Below are 20,402 nucleotides of genomic sequence, written 5' to 3' on the forward strand. Positions count from 1 at the left end.
CACGCGAGGCTCTTTTCGTTCACCAACTGGCTTTTTTCACGCCAGGAATTTGTCCTTTATGCGCGAGTTCACGAAAGGTAATGCGAGACATCGCGAATTTGCGCATATATGCTCGTGGTCTACCATCCACTAAATCACGATTTTTATAGCGAATCGGATTGGAATCTTTCGGCAGTTTCCTCAATGCTTCCATGTCGCCACTCGCTTTCAATTCATGCCTTAACACTGCATATTGTGCGATTAATTGACGCTGCTTTGCGGCTTTTGCAATTTTTGATTTCTTAGCCATTTTCTTTCCTCCTTCCTTTTAAATAGTAATCATTACGATTTATAAAGTATACTCTCACTCTCTCAATAAAGCAAGTTTTTAGTAATACAAAATCTTAACTACTCCGTTTCTAATTGTTCTAAAAACTTAGTCGCTGCAATGGACATCGTCTGATTCTTTTTCCAAATAACACTTAATGAGGCGCTCAATTCTGGCTTAAGGGGAACAAAAACTAGCTTCGAATTTGCTGGATTGATTATACCATCAATGCATAGAGCACATCCCACTCCCTCCTCAACCATTAGTGAAGCATTGTATAACAAATTATAGCTACCCACAATATGCAGTTGGTCTAGATTATTTCCAAACCATTCAGAAATCTGATCACTTACCAAACTTTGTTGAGATATTAGCAATGGCACAACTCTTAAATCATTTGGTGTAATAGCCTCATTTTGCGCTAATAAATGATCACTTCTGACTAACAGCCCCCATTTATCTTTTTGTGGCAGACTAATAGATTTATATTTTTGCTTATTTGTTGGATTTACAACTATGCCAAAATCCAGTAAACCACTATCTAATTTCGCCATTATATCATCTGCATTTCCACTGTATAAATAAATTTTTATCTCTGGGGAGTTATTTAATATTCTTTTAGTCCATTTAGCGATTAGTGACATGGCTCTTGTCTCTCCACCCCCGATATAGATTTCTCCAGTGACCAATTTGTCTTTCCTTAAATTCATTGTCGTCTTCTCTACTAAGCTCAATATCTCATTTCCCTTGTCTAGCAAAAATAGACCTTCTTCCGTTAGTCGAATTTCACGGTTTCCTCGCTCAAAAAGCGTCACTCCTAATTCTTCTTCCAATTCCTTTAACTGCTTGGACAAAGTTGGTTGAGAAAGATGTAGGCTCACAGCTGCTTTGCTGATGTTTTTTTCTCTGGCTACTGCTAAAAAATATTTCAGTACTCGAAATTCCATAATTCCTCCTATAATAATTAATTATACTTGGTTATATTTTATAAGTATTAGACATATATATAATACTATCCTAAACTAAGAATAACAAGTATCTAGGAGGGATAAATTTGGCGGTTACACTAAGAGAGCAAATCAATGGTAAAGAAATCAAAATATCAGATCCAGTTTTTGACGAGATTCACCGCTTACAAGCAGAAAATGACGAGAGATTAGTTGACTTAAACACTAAATTCCACTCCAAACAAGAGACAAATCAGATTTTATCAGCAATTATAGGGGAAAATATAGACAATACAGTCAATGTAATGTTGCCTTTTCATACAGATTTTGGAAAGCATATAACGCTCGGAAAACACGTTTTCATTAATCGGAATGCGATGTTTGTTGACTTAGGTGGAATTACTTTAGATGATTATGTTTTAATTGGGCCTCGAGTAAATCTTATTACAGTAAATCATTTAATAGAACCCTCAAATCGCAGAGGACTCTCTACGAAGCCTATTCATATAAAAAAAAATGCTTGGATTGGAGCAGCGGCCACTGTATTGCCAGGGGTCACAATTGGTGAGAATTCCATTATTGCAGCAGGATCTATCGTTACCAAAGACGTCCCAGATAATGTCATTGTCGTTGGAGCACCTGCAAAAATCACAAAAAAGATTCACTGATTTTACAAATAGACGCAAGGAGGAGTTTTATGAGTATCATAGGGAAAGTTGTAGTAATTACAGGAGCTTCTAGCGGTATTGGGGAAGCAACAGCACGCTTGTTAGCTAAAAAAGGTGCCAAAGTGGTGTTGGGCGCGCGTCGAGAGGATAAGCTACAGAAGATTGTCGAATCCATAGTAAACGCTGGTGGTGAAGCGATGTATCTGGTGACCGATGTTGTAAAACAAGAAGATAATGAAAGACTCGTTCAACTTGCGAAAAAACATTTCGGTAAAATAGATGCTATCTTCTTAAATGCAGGAATTATGCCAAATTCACCTCTTTCAGCAATGCAAGTAACGGAATGGAGGCAGTTAGTTGAAGTGAATATCAACGGTGTGCTAAACGGTATCGCAGCAGTACTTCCAACCTTCATTTCACAAAAATCCGGACACATTATCACGACTTCATCTGTTGCCGGTCTAAAAAGCTATCCAGGTGGCGCTGTCTATGGAGCAACAAAATGGGCAGTTCGTAATTTGATGGAAGTTTTGCGAATGGAATCTGCTCAGGAAGGCACAAATATTCGTACAGCAACGCTATATCCAGCCGCAATCAATACCGAATTATTAGAGACTATATCAGATACACGGACTTTAACAACCATGACACAAGAATATAAAAAATTTGGTATTACGCCAGATCGAGTTGCAAGCGTCGTTGCTTTTGCAATAGAACAACCTGACGATGTCAATATCAATGAATTTACCATATGGCCAACCACTCAATCTTAGTATGTAAAAATAGGCAGGACTGTAACTAGCACTTACAGCCCTGCCTACTTGGGATGAGACTCTACAAATAAGTTGCACACAAAAAGACTTATTTATAAAGCCTACTCTATTTTACCTCATGTTTTCGATTCCGTCAAAATTTTGTCAGAAAATACTTTTTTATTCAAATTAACTATTATTATAGTCTGAACGGCTTTATTTAATTATTATTTTCTAGGAAAGCTTTAATTTCCCGGTCGACACCGATATTGGCATGAAGCCAACTATGCTGTGCAAATCGGCCGGTGAACAGCACTTCTCGGTAATCGTTTTTACTAAATAGGAAAGCCGCACTTTTCGCACTATCCACGGCAACTGGTCCATCGCTCCGGCTGCCATCATCCAAGTCCCCAACGATATTCAGCACTTGCAAATTAGCTGGAATCTTAGCTTTGCGCTTCATCATTTCTTGAAAGTAAGCCGATTCTTTTTTCGGTCCAGTAGCGGTTAGATCATACGGTGTTTCCCCATCGCTAGATACTGCGGAACCGTTGAATGGTGTCCCAATCGCGGTGAATTTGTCCACTTTTGGATAGCTGTCCGACTGATAATTGTACTTTTGCAGGAAGTTAACGAACGTCAAACCGCCGTAGGAATGCGCGACAATATCCACTTTTTCAATGCCATAATCGGTTTTTAGCGTGTCCATTGCCTTGGAAAACCACGTAGCATTATTCGGTATAATTGATCGCGGATTTTCAAAATTCACACGAATCATCGGCCGCTTCATGCCTTTATCGTAGACGCCCGAAGCCTCGATATCTCCATTTTCACGAACGAGCAATGTCAACGAGCGCGTCGCAAAATTAGTCGCGCTATAGCGAACCGTCGTTGTGAAAAACGTCCAATTAGAGCCGTCAAAGCCATGAATAAACACAATTGGCTCATCATCCGAACTCGCAGAACTAGAAATATTCAAAGCTTGCTTCACGCGGAAACCTAGCGGATCAAACAGCGTCGTTCGAAAACTCATAAACAAAAGCACCACGACAAGTACTATTGCTCCAATCATCATACCCCGTTTTTTCTTCATGTTCACACTCCATTAACTAGAAAACTAGAGACCACAACCATGATCTCTAGTCCTATTTTATTTCGGCGAGTTTCTTAAGTTACGATGTCTAGCTTCACGAAAAAGATAAAAATATTTGGCTTCTGCTTTCTTTAATTCATATTCCGTTTCCGAATTATAACCAAAACTTTTACGCGCAATGTCTCGATGTTGATTCCATTTTTCTTGGGTAACCTCAATCAATTCTACTAAATACGCGTCATATGATTTATGCATTTTTCCAATCTTTTGCTTCTTTTTACGTGGAGATTTCGCATTTTTGTCGCTTCTTGTTTCCATTTCGCTCACCTCGTTTTTAAATTTCGCGTCGTCCTTCTAATGCTTTGGATAGCGTCACTTCGTCAGCGTACTCTAAATCGCCGCCAACTGGGAGACCGTGCGCAATTCGCGTCACTTTAATGCCCGACGGTTTCAGCAATCTTGAAATATACATCGCCGTCGCTTCGCCCTCCACATTCGGATTCGTCGCCAAAACTACTTCTTGAATCGTATCATCCTGCAGGCGTTTCAGCAAATCAGGAATATTAATATCTTCTGGACCAATCCCATCCATCGGCGAAATCGTACCGTGAAGCACATGATACAAACCGTGGAAATCACGCATTTTTTCCATCGCAATCACGTCTTTCGCTTCCTGAACGACACAAATAATACTGCGATCACGCGACATATCCGCACAAATATAACACGGGTCCTTGTCCGTAATATGTCCACAAACGGAGCAAAAACTCAAATTACGTTTCGCGTCCACAAGCGCCTTCGCAAAATCAAGCACATCTTCTTCTTTCATGTCCAACGTAAAAAAAGCCAGCCGCGCAGCCGTTTTCGGTCCGATCCCTGGCAATTTCATAAAGCTGTCCATCAGTTTAGTTATCGGCTCCGGATAATGCATCTGGGGTTTCCTCCTTGCCTTTCTTTCAATTTATTGGGTAGGCGTCTAAATTCTGCTACCAACAAATCGAGCGAAAGCGCTTGTATTCAGCAGATTCGGTGGAAGCCGGAAGCGGAGCGTACTGGTGTACGTGAGAACCGGAAGTCCGCCGAATCTGCTGAATGCGAGCGCTTGTCGCCGATTTACATTGTATAGGGACTATTTAAATTACATTCCTGGTAGGTTCATACCCTGCGTGAATTTGCCCATTGTGGCTGCTGTTGTGTCTTCTACTTGTTTTAGTGCATCGTTTGTTGCTGCTAAGATTAGGTCTTGTAGCATTTCGATGTCTTCTGGGTCTACTACTTCTTCTTTTACGATGACGTCTGTTACTAGGCGTTTTCCGGTCATTTCAACGGTTACCATGCCGCCGCCTGCTGTTCCTGTGAAGCTTCTTTCTTCTAGTTCTGCTTGTGCTTTTGCCATTTCTTTTTGCATTTTTTGCATTTGTTTCATCATACCTTGCATATTTCCCATTCCACGCATTGTTAAATCTCCTCTTTCTTATCTTAGTTTTTTATTCTTTAATTTCAAGTAAGCCTTCTCCAACTAGTTTCGCAGCTTCACTGATAATTGGATCTTCCGCCGGTTCTGACGGTTTTTCGCCGCCGTCTTCGGATTCGGTGTTGTCCGCATTTTTCAGGAAGTTTTCGCGGATTTCGCCCCATTGATCTTCGGGAATACCGATGAAGCTGTAGTTATTCTTCGTCAGCCGCGAAATGCCGTTCGTTACTGTTTCTACAAAATTGGGATTATCCATCGCCATTTGACAATGAATCTCATGCTTAAATTTTAACACAAAAGTGTCGCTAGAGGCAGCTACAGGCTCTGCTTCATTTAAAAGTGCGGCTTGTGAGGCCATTAGCATCGAAATCAGGTCGCTCCAACAGCTGCGAATTAACTGCAAATCTTGCTTTTTCGCAGCGCTTAGTACGGAATTGATCCGGCCTACTGGTGCTTTGAATTGCTTGTTCCCTGAGATGGCTTGCTTCTTGCGCGGTGCAGCCGATTGGGCGTTCGCTCCGTTTCCAGCCGTTGCACCATTCGCGATTTGACGTTTTAGGTCGTTTAATTCTTGCTCTAAACGGTCGACTTTGTTCACGAGTTCGGCGATATCTTGACTCGGTGCGACCGCTGCATTCGGTGTGGCAACAGCAACTGGAGCTCCTCCGCCAACTTGTATCAACTGCACGAGCGCGACTTCGATGTAGATTCCCGGATGATTGGAAAATCGCATTTGTTGTCCAGCATCGTTTAAAATCGTCACGTATTTGTATATTTTGTTCGCATCGGCAGACGTCGCCAATGTTTGGAACGCTTCATCGATCAGCGCGCGCTCCATGGCATCCGTTAAATCCGGTGCCTTTTGGAATAGCAACACATCGCGGAAAAAGACGAGCAGGTCTTCCACTAGACGAACTGGGTCTTTTCCTTCTGCAAGTAGTCCGGACAGCTTTTCCAATGCCATTTTTGCGTCGGAGTTGATTACTGCTTGCACGAGTTCGGTGAGCATGCCTTGCGCTACGGAACCGGTGATTTCGAGTGCGTCAGAAACCGTAACTTCTTGCGTGCCGTACGAAATAACTTGATCGAGCAAACTTAGCGCGTCACGCATCCCGCCTTCTGCCGCGCGGGCCACAATGTCAAGCGCCTTCGCATCATACGCAATTTTTTCCTCTTCTAAAATGAACGCCAAGCGCCCAATAATGTCTTGCGTCGTAATTCGTTTGAAATCGAAACGCTGCACCCGCGAAATAATGGTCAGCGGTAACTTATGCGGTTCCGTCGTCGCCAAAATAAAGATGACATGTTTCGGCGGTTCCTCGAGCGTTTTTAAAAGCGCATTGAAAGCGCCAGTCGAAAGCATGTGTACCTCATCGATAATGTACACTTTATACTTCGCGATGGTTGGTGCATACTTCACTTTTTCCCGGATATCACGAATTTCCTCGACACCGTTATTGGACGCCGCATCAATCTCCAGAACATCAGGAATCGAGCCATCCGTCGTACCCGTACAAATTTCACAATCATTGCAAGGCTCGCCGTCCACACTATTCGGACAGTTAATCGCTTTCGCAAAAATTTTCGCCGCACTCGTTTTACCCGTTCCACGTGGACCAGAAAACAAGTACGCATGAGACGTCTTATTTTGGACGATAGCATTTTTGAGTGTTCGCGTTACATGTTCTTGCCCGACTACATCTTGAAAACTTTGCGGTCGGAAAACACGGTATAGTGCTTGATATGCCATTCTTACTCCTTTCAGCGAAGCGACAAGTACTCATCTTTGTTGGTACTGTTCGAATAAAATGAGTTACAGTACCAATATGCAGAGGAACAAAGTGAGTCTGTAGTCCATCTCCCAGCTTCTCTTCATTCCAATTTTGCTTGTCTGCATTCTGCGTATTCTGTATTTCCATTATAGCTTATAAAAACCTGTTTGATAAGTTCGAGTTAGCCTTCAATTTTCGAGACTAAATCTTTGTGTTGCTGGATTACTAAGGCTTCGATTCCGTCTAGCATCCGGGTAATTCGTTTCTTACGCGTGAATCCTAGCATTCCGCCAACAAGGATATTGTTCCAGCGCGCCATCGATGTTTTTGCTTCCACCGTTTCGTCGTAAATCACTTCACACGTATGCTCAGTGATAGCCTCAATCGTGTAGCTAGTCGTATGCGTATTCACGTGCGTTTTTGTCTGGAATTCGTATACGGAAGGTGGCGTGCATTTCGTAATAATCATGATTGCCTCCGAACCGTTCGCCATTTTGCGCTTGAATTTCAGACCTTCCAACTTCTGCACAAGCGGTTTCTTTCCTGTTGCCGCCTTGACATCATGGACAACCGAATTCATAATCGTATCAAAACACTCTTTTTGCGAGATCGCGAGTTTTTTCGTAATTTTCAATGGTTTAACGCTCCTTCTTCACTTTATTCCGTGGCAACTTCTTCTTTAAAATTATCCCATTTACGCGCTCCTTTTACAAGCATATAAGGAAAGAAAATGAGATTTGTAGTATAATGGGAGAGAAATGGAGGTCATAGCATGGCACAAAAAGCAGATTTCCCAGACTTCGACAACGGCAAACTGGTGAAGAAGAACGATTACACCATCGTACTTCCCGGTGACAAAGAAATTATTTTGCCGACGAAAAAGAAGGCTGATGATGAGAATCCCGAACCAAAAGACACCGAATAACGCAAAAACCTAGCGCTGAATCTTGACGCTAGGTTCTTATTTGATTTTTTTTGAATAGGCTGGTAGTGCAAGGAAATCCTTCATATTGCTGTCCTCAGGATCAAGCCAGTTCCCAAAAACGCTGACATTTACGGTTACTTCCCCGCGATCGTAGTGAAAAATATAATACCAGTCCGTACTCTGCGGATCATTCGTATTTTTCTTTTGGCGGACTTGTTTGTCGTTCTTGTCGTATGTGATGTAGTAATTATCTTCCTCGTGCTTCGGGTTTTCCAAGTATGCTTTCCACTTCGCCATGTCTTTTTTCGTTGTTATAATTCGGCCGTACCCACCACTTTTGAAATCGTAGCTAAGCTCGCTTATATCAATAATGTCGTCGGTTGGAATGCCATATGCCACGATTTTTTCATTGATTGCCGTGCTTGCCTTCGCTTTGTTGGTCGTGAAAATAACGGCTGGGATGGCGATGATGCAAATGACTACCAGAATTGCGATTCCCCATGATTTTTTTGTGAATTTCATCGTTTCGACTCCTCGTGTGGTAAATTCGTGATTAACGCTATGATTCATTATAACACAAGAACGTATCAAAAAAGCGCCCAAATTAGGACGCTTTTCTCTTTATTAGTAGGTTCCTTTTTCATTAAAACCGTTTACAAAAAGCTGAATATCAGAGAAATAGAAGGCATTCACAAAATCCTCGTTCTGAATGGCGAAATCGTATTTGCCTTCTAGATTGGGACTGGCATTGGAATGCGGATTCCATTCCACGCTCTGTTCTATGGAAAAGAATGTGTAAGGCTCGCCCGCAAATGCTTGGCTGTTTACCTTGATGCCTGCTTTAGCGGCTTCGTCTGTTGTTAGCTTTTTCAACTTCTGAGCAGGTATCGATTTCACACCTTCCACGACCATGTTTTCAATAGAGATTGGTAATAGAATAGTGTAGTAGTAAGGGGTTGTGATGGTTTGGAATTCATCGTAAACGGTGTCCTTCATTGCTAGGATAACGCTAAAATCCCCCTTGGTAGCTGTCATTGTTTTTGTAAACTTCGTTAGGATGATATTATCGATGTCTATCTTGTCTTGCATGTCATCGATAGTTATTGCTTTTTCTGGTGGTTTTGATCGCTGTTCTTCGCTGGTTTCAGAGCATCCTGTGATGATGGTGAGAGTGAGGATTAGTATTGTGACTAGTATTTTTCTGTATTTCATTGTTAAAACTCCGTCATGGATGAGTATGCTGAATATGTCCAATTACCGTTGATTGCTTTTTTAGACTGGACGTTTCCTCTAGAATAGGTAACAATGTATCCTGCTGTTGAAACTTTCTGTGAACCATATGCTAGATTAGCATTTTTCTTTGGCGGGATAGCAAAAGTAACTGTAGTACTCTCTTTTACCGTTTTCCCTACACCGACCTCAGCGGAAACTTTAACACCCGTCTTCATTAAGCCGAACTCTGCCGCAGTAGATACACTACCTTTCACATACTTCTCCCGTGATACATTGTATTTTACCGTTTGCGTTGTGGATGATGCTTTATTATATGCAGTATGTTGCCACGTTGGTTGCTTACTAATCGTTTTAGAATAATATTCATACTGCTTACCATCAAACGCTATATATGTGGCTTTCATATTCCCTGTTGCTTGCACAGGCACTGCAATACCAAAAGCTAAGATGGTTACTAAAGCCAATATACTCATTTTTTGTATATCCTTAAAAAAGTACCCTTTTCTCTGTTGCATTTTTATTCCTCCATTTTTATATTTTTAGTTTTCTGATATTTATATATATATAATATCTTTATTTGAAGATATTATCAATGATTAACCACCACATTTTGTGTTAAATAATCAATCATACCCAAATTGACTGTTTATTTAAGCTTACAAAAAGTTTAATTATTAATGATAAAAATACACTTCAAGGTATTTCTAGTCTATCCAACTAAAGAATTACTGCGTATCACTACGCCTCAAAGTCATACCAAATAAATCTTGTATTTGCCCGCTTATTTAGATACAATAACCTAGAACGACATCATATGAAAAGGGGTTATAAAATGCTTAAAAAACTACTCATTATGCTCACTGTGTTCCTACTTGTCTGCTTACCACTGTCTCAAGTGAAAGCGGTAACAGAGACATCTATTCCTTCACCCACATTACTGAAGGCGCAAGAGGTTCACAATGATACATTCCCGGCTAAAGAAAGTGAAGCATGGTACAAAATTGTTGCACCTGCAACCAAAGATTCTGGTCACACACATTTTAAGGTAACGTTAACTAGTAAACAAATACTATCGATGGCGATATATCCAAGTAAGGATCAAGCCTTAGATGACGAAACATTCTTTAATTATCGCGTGGGTACTGGCGAAAAAAACACGGTAAGCGTTAACTTCCCAGATGCATGGAATGGCGAATACTGGTTGAAAGTTTCCTACATACCAGAAGAGGATCCTTCGACAGTGGTTGCGCCGTATTCGCTTAAATATGAAGAAGTGTTCTTACCACCGAATTATCCTGCTGAACAAGACGCGAATTGTGCTGTGGAAACAGCCCTAACTGGCAAAGATGGTGCGGCAGATATTCTAAAAGATGCACGGTCGATTCGCGATGTTTTGCTGGCAAGTTCTGATGCTGGTAAAGACATTTCTAAACTCTACTACAAAGCTTCTCCATTTTTAGTGAAAGAATTCTTGCTAAATAGCAGTGCACGAACAACTGTCTACAATAATTTAAAAGTTTTACGCCCAGTTATTAAAGCCGCTGCAGAAAAACGTGAGTATACGATTTCAAAAGAAGAAGCGAAAGCGTTCAATACGATTTCAAGCCTCATCAAAGACGCAGTTCCTACTTCTCTTGCCAATCAAATCACGGCATTAGAAAATAAGATTGATAGCCAAAACATGTCTGGTAGCAGTTTGAGCAGTATTTTTGGTAGCTTGGATATCTCGACAACGTTTGCGAAATCAGGTACAAGTAAGTTTATCGTTAAGCTGAAACCGAATGCTTCCGCCAAAAGCCTTGTGAAAAAAGCGAGTGCTTACAGTATGGAGACGACAGAACTTGATGATTCAGCGTCTACAGCGATGGACGATTTCTACACTGTGTACCAACCGACGTCTGATAATTCTCTGAAAAGTTTCAGCAAAAGTGAGGCAAATACGCGCAAACAAGCGATTGATAGCCTTCCTGATGTAGAATATGTGGAAGAAGTCACGACTTATACGAAAACAAATGGTACGTACGATGCTTACCAATGGGCGATTAACAAAAATTCTGTCTTGAAAGATGCCACCAATGTCGATATTCAGCAAGATGATTTTTGGAAAGCAACGGCGAGTCAGAAATTAGCGGCAGTTAAAGTTGCCGTCGTAGATACTGGTGTTAATAGCCGTTTGAAAGAGCTTCAAGGCAGAGTTGATAACAATAATGCTAAGAATTTTGTTGATCCAAATGGTGAAGGTTCCGCGATGGACGATAACAATCATGGTACGCATGTTGCAGGAGTTATCGCAGCGAACGCCGACAATAATTTAGGCATGAAAGGTATGGCAAAAAACGCAACCATTCTGCCAGTAAAAGTCCTGAATGCCGATGGTGATGGCGATACGGATGCGATTGCTCGCGGGATTCAATATGCGATTGATCAAAAAGTAGATGTCATCAATCTGAGCCTTGGTGGATCGTATAGCCGCACGATTGAATATGTACTGAAAAATGCAGATGCAAAAGGAATCACAGTGGTGGCAGCGAGCGGTAATGACGGTATGGAGGAGATTTCCTATCCTGCTTATTCTAAATACACGATTGCAGTCGGCGCAACGAATCCATTTGGCATTGTAGCTGATTATTCCAACTACGGACGCGAGCTAGATGTCGTAGCACCAGGAAGTAAAATTGCCAGCACGATTCCTGATGGAAATATCGCTTACATGGACGGTACAAGTATGGCCACACCTCACGTTGCAGCCCTTGTCAGTCTTCTAAAAGGTCAAAATAAAGCCTTGAAACCTGCTGAAATACGCCAAATTTTGCGTACAACAACGAATCCGCTTGCGTTTTCAGGTGAAGAGAATAAATATGCCGAAGAAGACGAGGTTATGTATGACGAATACGGCGAAGTAATCCCAGCGCTACCATTACCAGCATTTTTCGATATCGAATCTGGATACGGTAAAATCAACGTTTGGCATGCCCTATCGAAAAACGTGATTAAGGCGAAACCAGTAACACTTTATGACAACACTAACTATGCCACAGGAAAAGTCCCGGCAAACACCGAAGTGAAAGTTTTCCAAGGCACGAAGAAAATCGGTGAAGGGAAAGCCGCGGCGAATGGCCAATATAAAGTCTGGATTCCATTGCAAAAAGCTGGCAACAAGCTAACGCTGACTTTCAAAAACGGTACCAACGAAACAAAAGCACGCATCATTGTCGCAAAAGGCGTTGCACCAGCAGCTCCGAAAGTAACGACATTCACAGATAAAGACACGCAAATCAAAGGACAGACGGTAGAATCCGCCAAAGTTGTCGTGAAAAACAGCAAAAATCAAGTGGTTGCGACTGGAAATGCAACGACAACTGGCGCATTCAACCTACGAATCGCCAAACAACCCGCAAACACTAAGTTAAGTGTCCAAGTCACAGATATCGCGAAACGTGTGAGTAAGGCTACAGTCATCACAGTAAAAGACGTGACTCCGCCAAAAGCACCAACAGTCAACACGATTAAGAGCACTGCAACAACCGTTACTGGCACAGGTGAAAAAGGCGCGACAGTATGCGTTTACTTCCAGACGAAATTACTCGGCTCAGCAAAAGTCGATGCGAAAGGCAAATACAGCGTCAAAATACCGAAGCAGAAAGTCGGAACTGGTCTTTCTATTAAGCAATTTGATGCCGCGAATAATGTGAGTCCTGTTGTGAATAAAAAAGTGGTTAAATAACGATGTCCGTTTTAAAATATCCAATTTTTGTCCTATTGCTTGGTAGCCTTATTTTCAATGTATCCTGTTCGAATGACGATAGCGCTCCTAGTAAAGCTCCTGCCGTAGAAAAAGCTGTAACCATCGACAATATGCAGAGGAAGATTGATGTTAATGACATGACTCTAGCAAAATTCACAAAGAAGATGACCGGAAATATCGGGCATTTAACATTGATACTAGGCATCAAAAGCACGACGTATGATACATTGGAAACCGTTACTGATCCCTATTATTATACATTCCTATTACCAGAGAACATGGCAGCACGTGTCAAACCTGTTCCTGCTGCTCGTGTTATGGTATTGGACGACGTTGCTATCAAAAAAAATGGAATCAACGTGAATAGTTTTTCTTTTGCCGGTGAGCGCTATACTTTTTTAGAGATAGAGCAATCTATTGTGTGGGACGCTAATTCAGATATTCCGCATAACTTGGATGGCCTATACCACTTCGCAATTCAAAATAAAAACTATGAAAACGCCTTTTACTTCCATGATGTGCAGACTTTTGTGACTGCTTTTGAACAAGAAGATTCCTATCAGAATAACGAAAGAAGCGCCAAACCATCAGGGGTCGGTGCTTCTTTTTCGTTATTTATTTCTCTAACTCGACTACTCGATATTTCTTAAAATTAACCACCGTACGCACTGGTGCATTGTGCTCTTTTTGCAAATCTTCGTCAATCGCTACGATCGCTGAGTTGATCAGCATTTTTTCGATTCGGCCGAAGTATAGTTTATCTTCGCGTTCCCACGTCACGTAATCCTCTATTTCCCCTTGTATCTCGGGGTTCAACTTTGGAGCTTTCCGCAGTTCTAGTAAATTCACACCTTGATTTTCTACTGGCATTTCATTCACCTCTTTTATCTAGTATAGCGTATGTTGGGGGAATTAGATAGGTTGGGTGTTGGGGGCGGTTACTATTCGTTATTTGGAGGTGTTCGAACAGGCACTGGGGGATTACCTGCTCGCTTCGCTCTCATGCATATTGGAGTTGTAACTCACTTCGTTTGAACAACTCCAACAAAAAAGCCTCCTCTAAATGAAGAAAGAAGGCTTGTATCGTTTTAAATTATAATGCCATGCACCTTATTCTGGCGATGTATCCATCTGCGTTACCTTTGCAGTTAGCTCAGCCCAGGCGACCTCACGGCACATGGAAAGCACTGATTAATGCTGCTTCCTTCCGGACCTGACATGGTTCACAGGTTCCCATTGCGCAAGACCCAAACGTCAACACCACTTACAAAGGGCTGACCAAACAGGTACAAAGCCTCGATAAGGAATTCAACCCCACTAGAGCGGATTGTGGGTTACAGGGCTCCGCTACGTCCCCATCTAGCATGACAAATTAGCTGCCATTTTTAAAAACGGCTCACTTATAAATATACCTTTCTTTCATGGAAAAGGCAAGTGGAAACATGGGTTTCGTGAATAAAACTAGGAGTCTTTTTTTAGGATATGATCCATCTTATCTTTTCGAATCTGCCGTAATTGGTCATCAAGCGCTATCCATTCGCTAGATGTTGGTGGGAATCTCCATAGAAAAGTTGTTGTGGTATCTAGTGTTCTATCTTCTGTATCTCCTACTAAGCGCAATGGATTAGGTGTTAAATCTAGGCCGTTTGTTTTAGCTTCATTTGGATTGCTTTGAATTTAAAATAGGGGGCGCCAGTAAAACGCGGATTTACCCGCTAAAGATAAAACTTCTGGATTGTTTTGCAAATAAATAGTCATTCAATTACTTAACGTTCTAGCCATTGATCCCATCGAAGCAATATCCAATGTTCTCCCTTCGAAAGAACACCTTCTTCCTGTAACAGGCGCTTTTGGCTTAGGAGGTATTCTCTCGTACAATTCATATAGATAGCCATCTCTTTTTGTGTGACTACTGATGGGATAAAACAATCCGCTCCGGATGAGATACCGATTTCTTTTCCCATCTGAAATAATAGGGTATACAGTCGTTCTTTTGTTGGTAAATTATAGAATTGGATGCGTGTTGATAATCCTGCAATTAATTTTTCATTCCATTCGTTTCGTCGGTTTAACAACTCGAGTGTGCGTTCCACTGGCATTCGAATCAACGTGACATCTGATTTTGCCTCAAATTGAAGGGAATGCTTACTGACATGTGTTTTGACTAGAATTATATCGCCTTGTTTAGCGAAATAAATGAGTTGTTTCCCCGCTTTGCAAGCCACATAACCTTTACTGATAATATAATCTCCTATATTTGTGATTGTTTCATTCTTTTTTAGTTGAACGATTTCATCTGTTTGGTACATACTTTTCTCCTTCCAGCTTATTCTTTTATTTCCTTCGTCAAAGTGATCATATACAATACCATTAACATCACGCTCACAATGCTTCCCGATGCCAATAACGTATCGACAGGACTTGTGCAAAGAGCATAAACGAATGGAAAAACAACAAGTATTTTGAGTTTGAAGTTTCCTTTTGTAGAGCGAATAATAGCGATTAACGTGACAATAAATAGACATACTAATACAATCGCTCCCAAAAAACCCGTTTCTCCAATAATCATTGCCCAATAAGAATCTGTGATAAACGTTGGATTAAATTGGGATAAGCCCCAAACGTGTGTCAAATGGTATTCATTGTAGAGTGGTGAATAATCTAGACGCGAGGCATTCGAACCAAACATGCCTAATCCCGCTCCAAATGGTGCATGATTCTTTGCAATCTCAACCGATGTTCGTAATAATACACCTCGTGCTTCTGTATTTGCAGCACCAAATTGGTCGGCAATTCGATCCCAACTAAACCATACGAGAAATCCGCCCAATAAAAGAACAATAGATACAGGAAGTCGTTTCATATGCGGTAAAATCAATAGCAGTAAGAAAAAACAGAGATAAATGCCGATTGCGGTGCTTCTTCCAGCCGTCATAATCAACAAAAAATTGAGTAGTACATACATATATGGCACACGTGTTTTCTGTAAAAAAGCGAAGAAAACCATCATGACCGTGAATAAAATAACAACCATACTAAACGGAGCTGGGTGGCCAAAGCCATAAGAATAGGTCGCCATACCAAACCGCGTATCAAAAGCTACCATGATTGGAGTAACTAGGTTTAAAGCATAGGCCGCCATACATAACCCTGTAACAACCAAGCCACTTTCTTCATCCACGGAATCGTTGACAGCAGATGAGTACCTTGTAATAGTATATGCCCGCAGTAAAAGAGAATCAGGAATTTTACCATTCCAAAAAAAGTGTATAACTGCATCCAAATCGTGCTATGCGCTGTATCAAACAAGTTAGGTATCATAGCAATAAGGAGAAAACAACTGCACAAAATAAAAGCTAAAATACTCCAACCATCTAGCATTTTCCTTTGTTGTTTCTCAAGGAAAAACGTTTTAATGAAGGCTGCACCCATAAACAAGAATACAATTATTTCATCTACATACCCGAATATAGGGTTGATTGTCTCCAATAAGTTGGAACATAAAGCTACTAGAAAAAGTATCATAAATACCATGAATGATTCACCATGCTTTCCTTTCTCCCCCAACCGATTTTTTAAGACGAATAGTTGCAAATAATTGCTTCACAACCGCACCTTGACTAATAAATAACCCTAACGCAAACATTCCTTGAATCCACCAATTCGGACTCGCTACCACTGACATGTATATACTCTGTGCCAAAAGTAGTCCCATACTCATCCAAAACGTCTTTTTATACTCTAATTGACCAAAAAATTTCGTTTGTTTCATCCGCAACAACCATGTAACTAAAAAGCCTAATAAGGTAGCAATTGATGCTCCTAGAATCCCAATAAACGGAATCAAAACAAGTGCCAAAGCAACATTCACTACGCCACCTTTTAGTGAGGTGAAAAGTAATTGCTTCGTCTTTTTCTCAACCATATACGAGACTTCTAGAAAACTAGAAAAACTGGATAGTAGCACAGCAATTAGTAAGAACGGCACATACGACCATACATCCTGATATGCTGACGAGAATAAAACACGTGAAAACGGCTGAACAATCATCATAATACTTTCTGTCGCTACAAAGAATAAACAAGAAAATAGTGTGAAAACTCTTGCGAAAAACGCATCATTTTGCTTCACCTTGTCACCAATCGCCGAAATACTCCATGCTTGAAAGAATATCGAACTAATCATCGACAATAAACTTGGAATTTTAGCGGCTACGGTGTAAAGACCATTGGCAGCAACACCTAAGAAAAACGTTAAGATGTAGCGATCTGAGACTTGCATAATCCACCAAAGAATCGCATTAGGAATCAGTGGTAAAGAATAGAACAACATTTTTTTCAGTAAAGGCTTATTAATAGCTCGAAACGAGAAAAGCTTATACAATTTGGCACCGAAGAACAGACATACCGTATTGAATGTAAATGCAAGTAGATTGGCATACAAGTAACCCGCCACACCCATATGAAAATATTTCAAAAAGATAATATTAGCAATTAGTAAAATACCAGACATGAGTAAACCAGACACAGAATAAAGAATGAGTTTTCCATTTGCTCGAACTTGTTGTTGAAAAAGTGTATTCCATAATTGTACGAGTAATAGCATAAAGAATATCCAGTAATAATCCTGAACCATTGGAATTGCTTGAAGGATTGGAGTTAACGCTAGTAGTATAACGCCAGCTAAGAGGAGGATCGCACACGCGGAACTAAAAACCTGCTTTTTGCTGACTTTCTCCATCGTGTAGCGAAATACGCCATCTGCAATGCTCAATGTAACAATGGGAATCAATATAGAGACTGTCATCATCAAAATATCCGCTTTCCCATATTCAGCTGGGGATAAATAAAAAGTATAAAATGGCACTAATAAAAAGATCATGAACTTACTTCCCATACTGCCAAGTGCGATAATAAATGTATTCCATCCTAATTTCTTGTATCGATTCATAAATGCCATGCCTTCCTCACTGTTAGTTTTAAAAGCCCCCTTTTAATTATTGCCATAATAGTAATCATTCATTTTCATGTTCGTATTATTAAAAATCGTTCCGATGATCGTGCTGCCCGCTATGTTTAATTTCTGTAATGTTTTTTTAGCATTGTCCTGTTTCGTGTAGTTATTACGAACAATCATGATCGTGCCATCTACCCAAGAAGCAATCGTTTGTGCGTCAGCAACAGCCATCACTGGCGGTGAATCAATAATAATTCGGTCATACTGCGCGTATAAAGTTTGGTATACTTGTTGCATTTTTGCGGAGTTCAGAATCGCCGCTGGGTCTGCTGGAGAAATACCAACTGGTAAGATAGATAAATTAGGTACATCAGATGATACAATCGCTTCTTCTAACGTTACTATATCTTTTAAATGCCCTGTAAGACCGTAAGAAGAATAACACTCCGGAAAAATTTTATGCGCTGTTGGTTTGCGTAAATCAAGGTCAATCAGTAATGTTTTCATATTCAATGCCGCGTAAGAAATCGCTAAATTCGCTGAGATTAATGATTTCCCAGAATCAGGATCTGGTGATGTAATCATAATCGACTTATACTCTTCATCAATGCCTGCAAAATCAATATTTGCTCGAATATAACGAAATGATTCTGCATAGGCCGATTGTGGCTCGTATTTGGCTACCAGTTTGTTCTTACCTGATGATTTATCTCGAAATTGTTTACTTCTCATGGGATTCACCTTTCTCCTTACAATCATTTGAATTATACGTCGGTAACTTACCAATCGATCCTAATAATGGAACACCTAGGTCTTCTAAATCCTCTTCCTCTTTGAATGTACTGTGTAATAAATTCCGCATAAAAGCGATACAAACACCAAGTAAACCTCCACCGATAAATCCAATCAACATCATAAGCCACGGTTTTGGACTAACAGCGTCGGCACCTTTTGATCCATCAGCTTCTGATAAAATATTAATATTATCTACTTTCATTACTTTCGGAGTTATTTTTTTAAAAGCAGTAGCCGTCTCGTTCGCAATTTTTGCCGCGACTTCTGGGTTCGAATCCGTCACCGTAATGTTCATTACCTGCGAATCCTGTTCTGTTGTGACTGCAAATTTCTCAGTTAATTCCGGTACAGAATATATCCCGCCCGTCTGTTTTTCTACTTCTTTTAACACACGTGGACTAGTTATCAATACACGATACGTATTGACTAATTGTAAATTGGCTTGTACCTCTGCATTTTGAGACACAGCATTTTCATCTTCACTCGTTTGAGATACTAGAATCTGTGTGCTCGTCGCAAACATCGGTGTGATTAATAAATAGACAGTAAGCGCTGCAACAGCTAGCCCTCCAACTGCAAACGACGCAATCCATAATATGCTTTTTTTCAATATAGCTATGACATCTTTCATACTGAATAAGGTATCCATCTTTTCTCTCCTTACTAAATAATATACACGTTGATACGCCCGCATTACTGCATCATATTCTGATACGTTTCTTCCCATTTTTGCTGATACGGCTTCATCGCAAAACGTTCTTGAATTGTCACAAATGCAGCCTGTGAATAGCGCATTCTCATCTCTCTATCACTTAAAAATTGAATCATTCTTACTTCAAGTTGCGCTGTATCTCCAGCCTCAATCAACGTTCCATTGACACCATCTTGAATCGCTTGTGGAATCCCACCAACATACGTGCTCAAGTTTGGAATTCCGTGTGCCATTGTCTCAAGAATCGCCATTGGTAGCCCTTCATGATACGAAGGTAAAATGTGCAAAACGGCATCTCGCAAAATTTGTTCTTTAGCCGCGGAGTCAATCCAGCCACCTAAAATCACATTATCTAACTGTTTGGCAACTATTTCTTGCCTTACTTCTTCTGTTTCGCCATCCCCGTATAAGTAAATCTGTACATCAGGATAGGCGTCTTGCATTTTCTTCGCCACCGCAAGGACATCATAACTTCCTTTACGTTTACCAATACGACCAAACATAATGATATGCTTTGAGTCACTATCGTACGTATTTTCCAGTGGCATCGGTACCGCGTTTTCGATGACCGTTACGGGAACTGCAGTCAATTTATTATAAAAGTCTGCCCACTCGTCACTGAGGACGACTACTTTATCCGGCTGACTCAAAATCCAACGAATATATTTTTGTAAGAGGGGTTTGCTGTTGTTATAGAAGATATCAAATTGAGAGGCATGCATATGAAGGACGATCCGGCACTCTTTTCTAGCGCGCCAGATAAGAAGTGATTTCCTGAAAAAACTACCTTGTTGCGCCATATGCACGTGTACGACATCGATCTTATCTCGCCGTATTGTTTTTTTAATTTGGAGAATGGATTGAATCGTCGCCTTCATCCGTGTGAAAAACGAACCTTCCTTCCATGTCGTGAGGTATTGAATCTCTTGTTGTTCCGCTTGAAAATACGTTTTAAAATTCTTAATCACCGTAGCGATTCCGCCTTTAGCTTCTGAATCCGGACCAATCATCAAAATACGCAT

Annotated in this window: 23 protein-coding genes and 1 other RNA gene; 5 read left to right on the forward strand and 19 right to left on the reverse strand. The window is 40.7% G+C overall.

Translation table 11 applies throughout. The annotated features are described in order from the left end of the window. Window positions 1–19 precede the first annotated feature (19 nt). Together rpsN and EP58_RS03515 are read right to left on the reverse strand one after the other, a co-directional pair. Entirely contained in the window at window positions 20–289 is a 270-nt protein-coding gene (rpsN, locus tag EP58_RS03510; protein WP_036090156.1) for a 30S ribosomal protein S14, read from the reverse strand. A 98-nt stretch (window positions 290–387) separates the two neighbouring features. Next, a complete protein-coding gene (locus tag EP58_RS03515) occupies window positions 388–1,254 on the reverse strand; it encodes a LysR family transcriptional regulator (protein ID WP_036090159.1) in 867 nt (288 codons plus the stop codon). A gap of 107 nt (window positions 1,255–1,361) precedes the next feature. Here EP58_RS03515 and EP58_RS03520 point away from each other — a divergent pair, with 107 nt between their 5' ends. After that, complete coding sequence (locus EP58_RS03520) at window positions 1,362–1,922, forward strand: DapH/DapD/GlmU-related protein (RefSeq protein WP_036090162.1); 561 nt, start codon at window positions 1,362–1,364, stop codon at window positions 1,920–1,922. A gap of 29 nt (window positions 1,923–1,951) precedes the next feature. Next, window positions 1,952–2,695 carry an SDR family oxidoreductase gene (locus EP58_RS03525; protein WP_036090165.1) on the forward strand — a complete coding sequence of 248 codons (744 nt, stop codon included), beginning with the start codon at window positions 1,952–1,954 and terminating at the stop codon, window positions 2,693–2,695. A 199-nt stretch (window positions 2,696–2,894) separates the two neighbouring features. On the opposite strand, the gene EP58_RS03530 is transcribed toward EP58_RS03525, so the two are convergent. The 6 genes from EP58_RS03530 to EP58_RS03555 all read right to left on the reverse strand — a co-directional run bounded on the left by EP58_RS03530 (window position 2,895) and on the right by EP58_RS03555 (window position 7,647). Further along, the gene (locus tag EP58_RS03530; protein ID WP_052171335.1) at window positions 2,895–3,767 is read right to left on the reverse strand and encodes an alpha/beta hydrolase; all 873 of its coding nucleotides are present in this window, start codon (window positions 3,765–3,767) and stop codon (window positions 2,895–2,897) included. Between the two features lie 57 nt (window positions 3,768–3,824). After that, window positions 3,825–4,085: a YaaL family protein gene (locus EP58_RS03535; protein ID WP_036090167.1), complete on the reverse strand. Its 261-nt coding sequence runs from the start codon at window positions 4,083–4,085 to the stop codon at window positions 3,825–3,827. A gap of 16 nt (window positions 4,086–4,101) precedes the next feature. Then, window positions 4,102–4,698, reverse strand: coding sequence for a recombination mediator RecR (gene recR / locus EP58_RS03540; RefSeq protein ID WP_036090170.1), 597 nt, complete (start codon window positions 4,696–4,698; stop codon window positions 4,102–4,104). A 207-nt stretch (window positions 4,699–4,905) separates the two neighbouring features. Continuing rightward, a complete protein-coding gene (locus EP58_RS03545) occupies window positions 4,906–5,223 on the reverse strand; it encodes a YbaB/EbfC family nucleoid-associated protein (RefSeq protein ID WP_036072589.1) in 318 nt (105 codons plus the stop codon). Between the two features lie 31 nt (window positions 5,224–5,254). Next, on the reverse strand, window positions 5,255–6,991 hold the full coding sequence (gene dnaX, locus EP58_RS03550; RefSeq protein WP_036090173.1) for a DNA polymerase III subunit gamma/tau: 1,737 nt from the start codon (window positions 6,989–6,991) through the stop codon (window positions 5,255–5,257). Window positions 6,992–7,194: 203 nt separating this feature from the next. After that, complete coding sequence (locus tag EP58_RS03555) at window positions 7,195–7,647, reverse strand: DUF3284 domain-containing protein (RefSeq protein WP_036090175.1); 453 nt, start codon at window positions 7,645–7,647, stop codon at window positions 7,195–7,197. A gap of 138 nt (window positions 7,648–7,785) precedes the next feature. Here EP58_RS03555 and EP58_RS17440 point away from each other — a divergent pair, with 138 nt between their 5' ends. Then, the gene (locus EP58_RS17440; RefSeq protein WP_156110597.1) at window positions 7,786–7,938 is read left to right on the forward strand and encodes a hypothetical protein; all 153 of its coding nucleotides are present in this window, start codon (window positions 7,786–7,788) and stop codon (window positions 7,936–7,938) included. Window positions 7,939–7,974: 36 nt separating this feature from the next. Here EP58_RS17440 and EP58_RS03560 read toward each other — a convergent pair whose 3' ends face one another. The 3 genes from EP58_RS03560 to EP58_RS03570 all read right to left on the reverse strand — a co-directional run bounded on the left by EP58_RS03560 (window position 7,975) and on the right by EP58_RS03570 (window position 9,686). Beyond that, the gene (locus tag EP58_RS03560; RefSeq protein ID WP_036090176.1) at window positions 7,975–8,460 is read right to left on the reverse strand and encodes a hypothetical protein; all 486 of its coding nucleotides are present in this window, start codon (window positions 8,458–8,460) and stop codon (window positions 7,975–7,977) included. A gap of 102 nt (window positions 8,461–8,562) precedes the next feature. Beyond that, a complete protein-coding gene (locus tag EP58_RS03565; protein ID WP_036090178.1) occupies window positions 8,563–9,150 on the reverse strand; it encodes a hypothetical protein in 588 nt (195 codons plus the stop codon). A gap of 2 nt (window positions 9,151–9,152) precedes the next feature. Then, window positions 9,153–9,686: a hypothetical protein gene (locus EP58_RS03570; RefSeq protein ID WP_052171336.1), complete on the reverse strand. Its 534-nt coding sequence runs from the start codon at window positions 9,684–9,686 to the stop codon at window positions 9,153–9,155. A gap of 317 nt (window positions 9,687–10,003) precedes the next feature. Between EP58_RS03570 and EP58_RS03575 the strand changes: the two genes are divergently transcribed. Further along, window positions 10,004–12,895 (forward strand): S8 family peptidase, encoded by a 2,892-nt coding sequence (locus tag EP58_RS03575; protein WP_052171337.1) that lies wholly within the window; start codon window positions 10,004–10,006, stop codon window positions 12,893–12,895. Between the two features lie 2 nt (window positions 12,896–12,897). Beyond that, a complete protein-coding gene (locus EP58_RS03580; protein ID WP_036090180.1) occupies window positions 12,898–13,566 on the forward strand; it encodes a hypothetical protein in 669 nt (222 codons plus the stop codon). On the opposite strand, the gene EP58_RS03585 is transcribed toward EP58_RS03580, so the two are convergent. The 8 genes from EP58_RS03585 to EP58_RS03620 all read right to left on the reverse strand — a co-directional run bounded on the left by EP58_RS03585 (window position 13,532) and on the right by EP58_RS03620 (window position 20,402). Next, the gene (locus EP58_RS03585) at window positions 13,532–13,786 is read right to left on the reverse strand and encodes a DUF2187 domain-containing protein (protein ID WP_036090183.1); all 255 of its coding nucleotides are present in this window, start codon (window positions 13,784–13,786) and stop codon (window positions 13,532–13,534) included. The two genes, EP58_RS03580 and EP58_RS03585, sit on opposite strands and share 35 nt — an antisense overlap. Window positions 13,787–14,017: 231 nt before the next feature. Continuing rightward, window positions 14,018–14,284: signal recognition particle sRNA large type (ffs, locus tag EP58_RS17170), an RNA gene on the reverse strand. A gap of 398 nt (window positions 14,285–14,682) precedes the next feature. Beyond that, the gene (locus tag EP58_RS03590) at window positions 14,683–15,225 is read right to left on the reverse strand and encodes a Crp/Fnr family transcriptional regulator (protein ID WP_036090185.1); all 543 of its coding nucleotides are present in this window, start codon (window positions 15,223–15,225) and stop codon (window positions 14,683–14,685) included. A 17-nt stretch (window positions 15,226–15,242) separates the two neighbouring features. After that, window positions 15,243–16,097 (reverse strand): hypothetical protein, encoded by an 855-nt coding sequence (locus tag EP58_RS03595; RefSeq protein WP_141087964.1) that lies wholly within the window; start codon window positions 16,095–16,097, stop codon window positions 15,243–15,245. A gap of 360 nt (window positions 16,098–16,457) precedes the next feature. Next, window positions 16,458–17,876, reverse strand: a complete 1,419-nt coding sequence (locus EP58_RS03605; protein WP_052171338.1) for an oligosaccharide flippase family protein — start codon at window positions 17,874–17,876, stop codon at window positions 16,458–16,460. Window positions 17,877–17,909: 33 nt separating this feature from the next. Beyond that, window positions 17,910–18,605, reverse strand: a complete 696-nt coding sequence (locus tag EP58_RS03610; RefSeq protein WP_036090190.1) for a CpsD/CapB family tyrosine-protein kinase — start codon at window positions 18,603–18,605, stop codon at window positions 17,910–17,912. Further along, entirely contained in the window at window positions 18,595–19,317 is a 723-nt protein-coding gene (locus tag EP58_RS03615) for a YveK family protein (protein WP_052171339.1), read from the reverse strand. The genes EP58_RS03610 and EP58_RS03615 overlap by 11 nt, the downstream gene beginning before the upstream one ends. 44 nt (window positions 19,318–19,361) lie before the next feature. Continuing rightward, window positions 19,362–20,402 (reverse strand): glycosyltransferase family 4 protein, encoded by a 1,041-nt coding sequence (locus tag EP58_RS03620; RefSeq protein WP_036090192.1) that lies wholly within the window; start codon window positions 20,400–20,402, stop codon window positions 19,362–19,364.

The sequence above is a fragment of the Paenilisteria newyorkensis genome (assembly GCF_000766145.1).
Classification (GTDB): Bacteria; Bacillota; Bacilli; order Lactobacillales; family Listeriaceae; genus Listeria_A; species Listeria_A newyorkensis.

Excerpts from the sequence above, each read along its gene's own strand:
- rpsN (WP_036090156.1), bottom strand. The coding sequence starts at position 289 with ATGGCTAAGAAATCAAAAATTGCAAAAGCCGCAAAGCAGCGTCAATTA.
- EP58_RS03515 (WP_036090159.1), bottom strand. The coding sequence starts at position 1,254 with ATGGAATTTCGAGTACTGAAATATTTTTTAGCAGTAGCCAGAGAAAAA.
- EP58_RS03525 (WP_036090165.1), top strand. The coding sequence starts at position 1,952 with ATGAGTATCATAGGGAAAGTTGTAGTAATTACAGGAGCTTCTAGCGGT.
- EP58_RS03530 (WP_052171335.1), bottom strand. The coding sequence starts at position 3,767 with ATGAAGAAAAAACGGGGTATGATGATTGGAGCAATAGTACTTGTCGTG.
- EP58_RS03535 (WP_036090167.1), bottom strand. The coding sequence starts at position 4,085 with ATGGAAACAAGAAGCGACAAAAATGCGAAATCTCCACGTAAAAAGAAG.
- recR (WP_036090170.1), bottom strand. The coding sequence starts at position 4,698 with ATGCATTATCCGGAGCCGATAACTAAACTGATGGACAGCTTTATGAAA.
- EP58_RS03545 (WP_036072589.1), bottom strand. The coding sequence starts at position 5,223 with ATGCGTGGAATGGGAAATATGCAAGGTATGATGAAACAAATGCAAAAA.
- dnaX (WP_036090173.1), bottom strand. The coding sequence starts at position 6,991 with ATGGCATATCAAGCACTATACCGTGTTTTCCGACCGCAAAGTTTTCAA.
- EP58_RS17440 (WP_156110597.1), top strand. The coding sequence starts at position 7,786 with ATGGCACAAAAAGCAGATTTCCCAGACTTCGACAACGGCAAACTGGTG.
- EP58_RS03560 (WP_036090176.1), bottom strand. The coding sequence starts at position 8,460 with ATGAAATTCACAAAAAAATCATGGGGAATCGCAATTCTGGTAGTCATT.
- EP58_RS03565 (WP_036090178.1), bottom strand. The coding sequence starts at position 9,150 with ATGAAATACAGAAAAATACTAGTCACAATACTAATCCTCACTCTCACC.
- EP58_RS03570 (WP_052171336.1), bottom strand. The coding sequence starts at position 9,686 with ATGCAACAGAGAAAAGGGTACTTTTTTAAGGATATACAAAAAATGAGT.
- EP58_RS03575 (WP_052171337.1), top strand. The coding sequence starts at position 10,004 with ATGCTTAAAAAACTACTCATTATGCTCACTGTGTTCCTACTTGTCTGC.
- EP58_RS03580 (WP_036090180.1), top strand. The coding sequence starts at position 12,898 with ATGTCCGTTTTAAAATATCCAATTTTTGTCCTATTGCTTGGTAGCCTT.
- EP58_RS03585 (WP_036090183.1), bottom strand. The coding sequence starts at position 13,786 with ATGCCAGTAGAAAATCAAGGTGTGAATTTACTAGAACTGCGGAAAGCT.
- EP58_RS03590 (WP_036090185.1), bottom strand. The coding sequence starts at position 15,225 with ATGTACCAAACAGATGAAATCGTTCAACTAAAAAAGAATGAAACAATC.
- EP58_RS03605 (WP_052171338.1), bottom strand. The coding sequence starts at position 17,876 with ATGGCATTTATGAATCGATACAAGAAATTAGGATGGAATACATTTATT.
- EP58_RS03610 (WP_036090190.1), bottom strand. The coding sequence starts at position 18,605 with ATGAGAAGTAAACAATTTCGAGATAAATCATCAGGTAAGAACAAACTG.
- EP58_RS03615 (WP_052171339.1), bottom strand. The coding sequence starts at position 19,317 with ATGGATACCTTATTCAGTATGAAAGATGTCATAGCTATATTGAAAAAA.
- EP58_RS03620 (WP_036090192.1), bottom strand. The coding sequence starts at position 20,402 with ATGCGTATTTTGATGATTGGTCCGGATTCAGAAGCTAAAGGCGGAATC.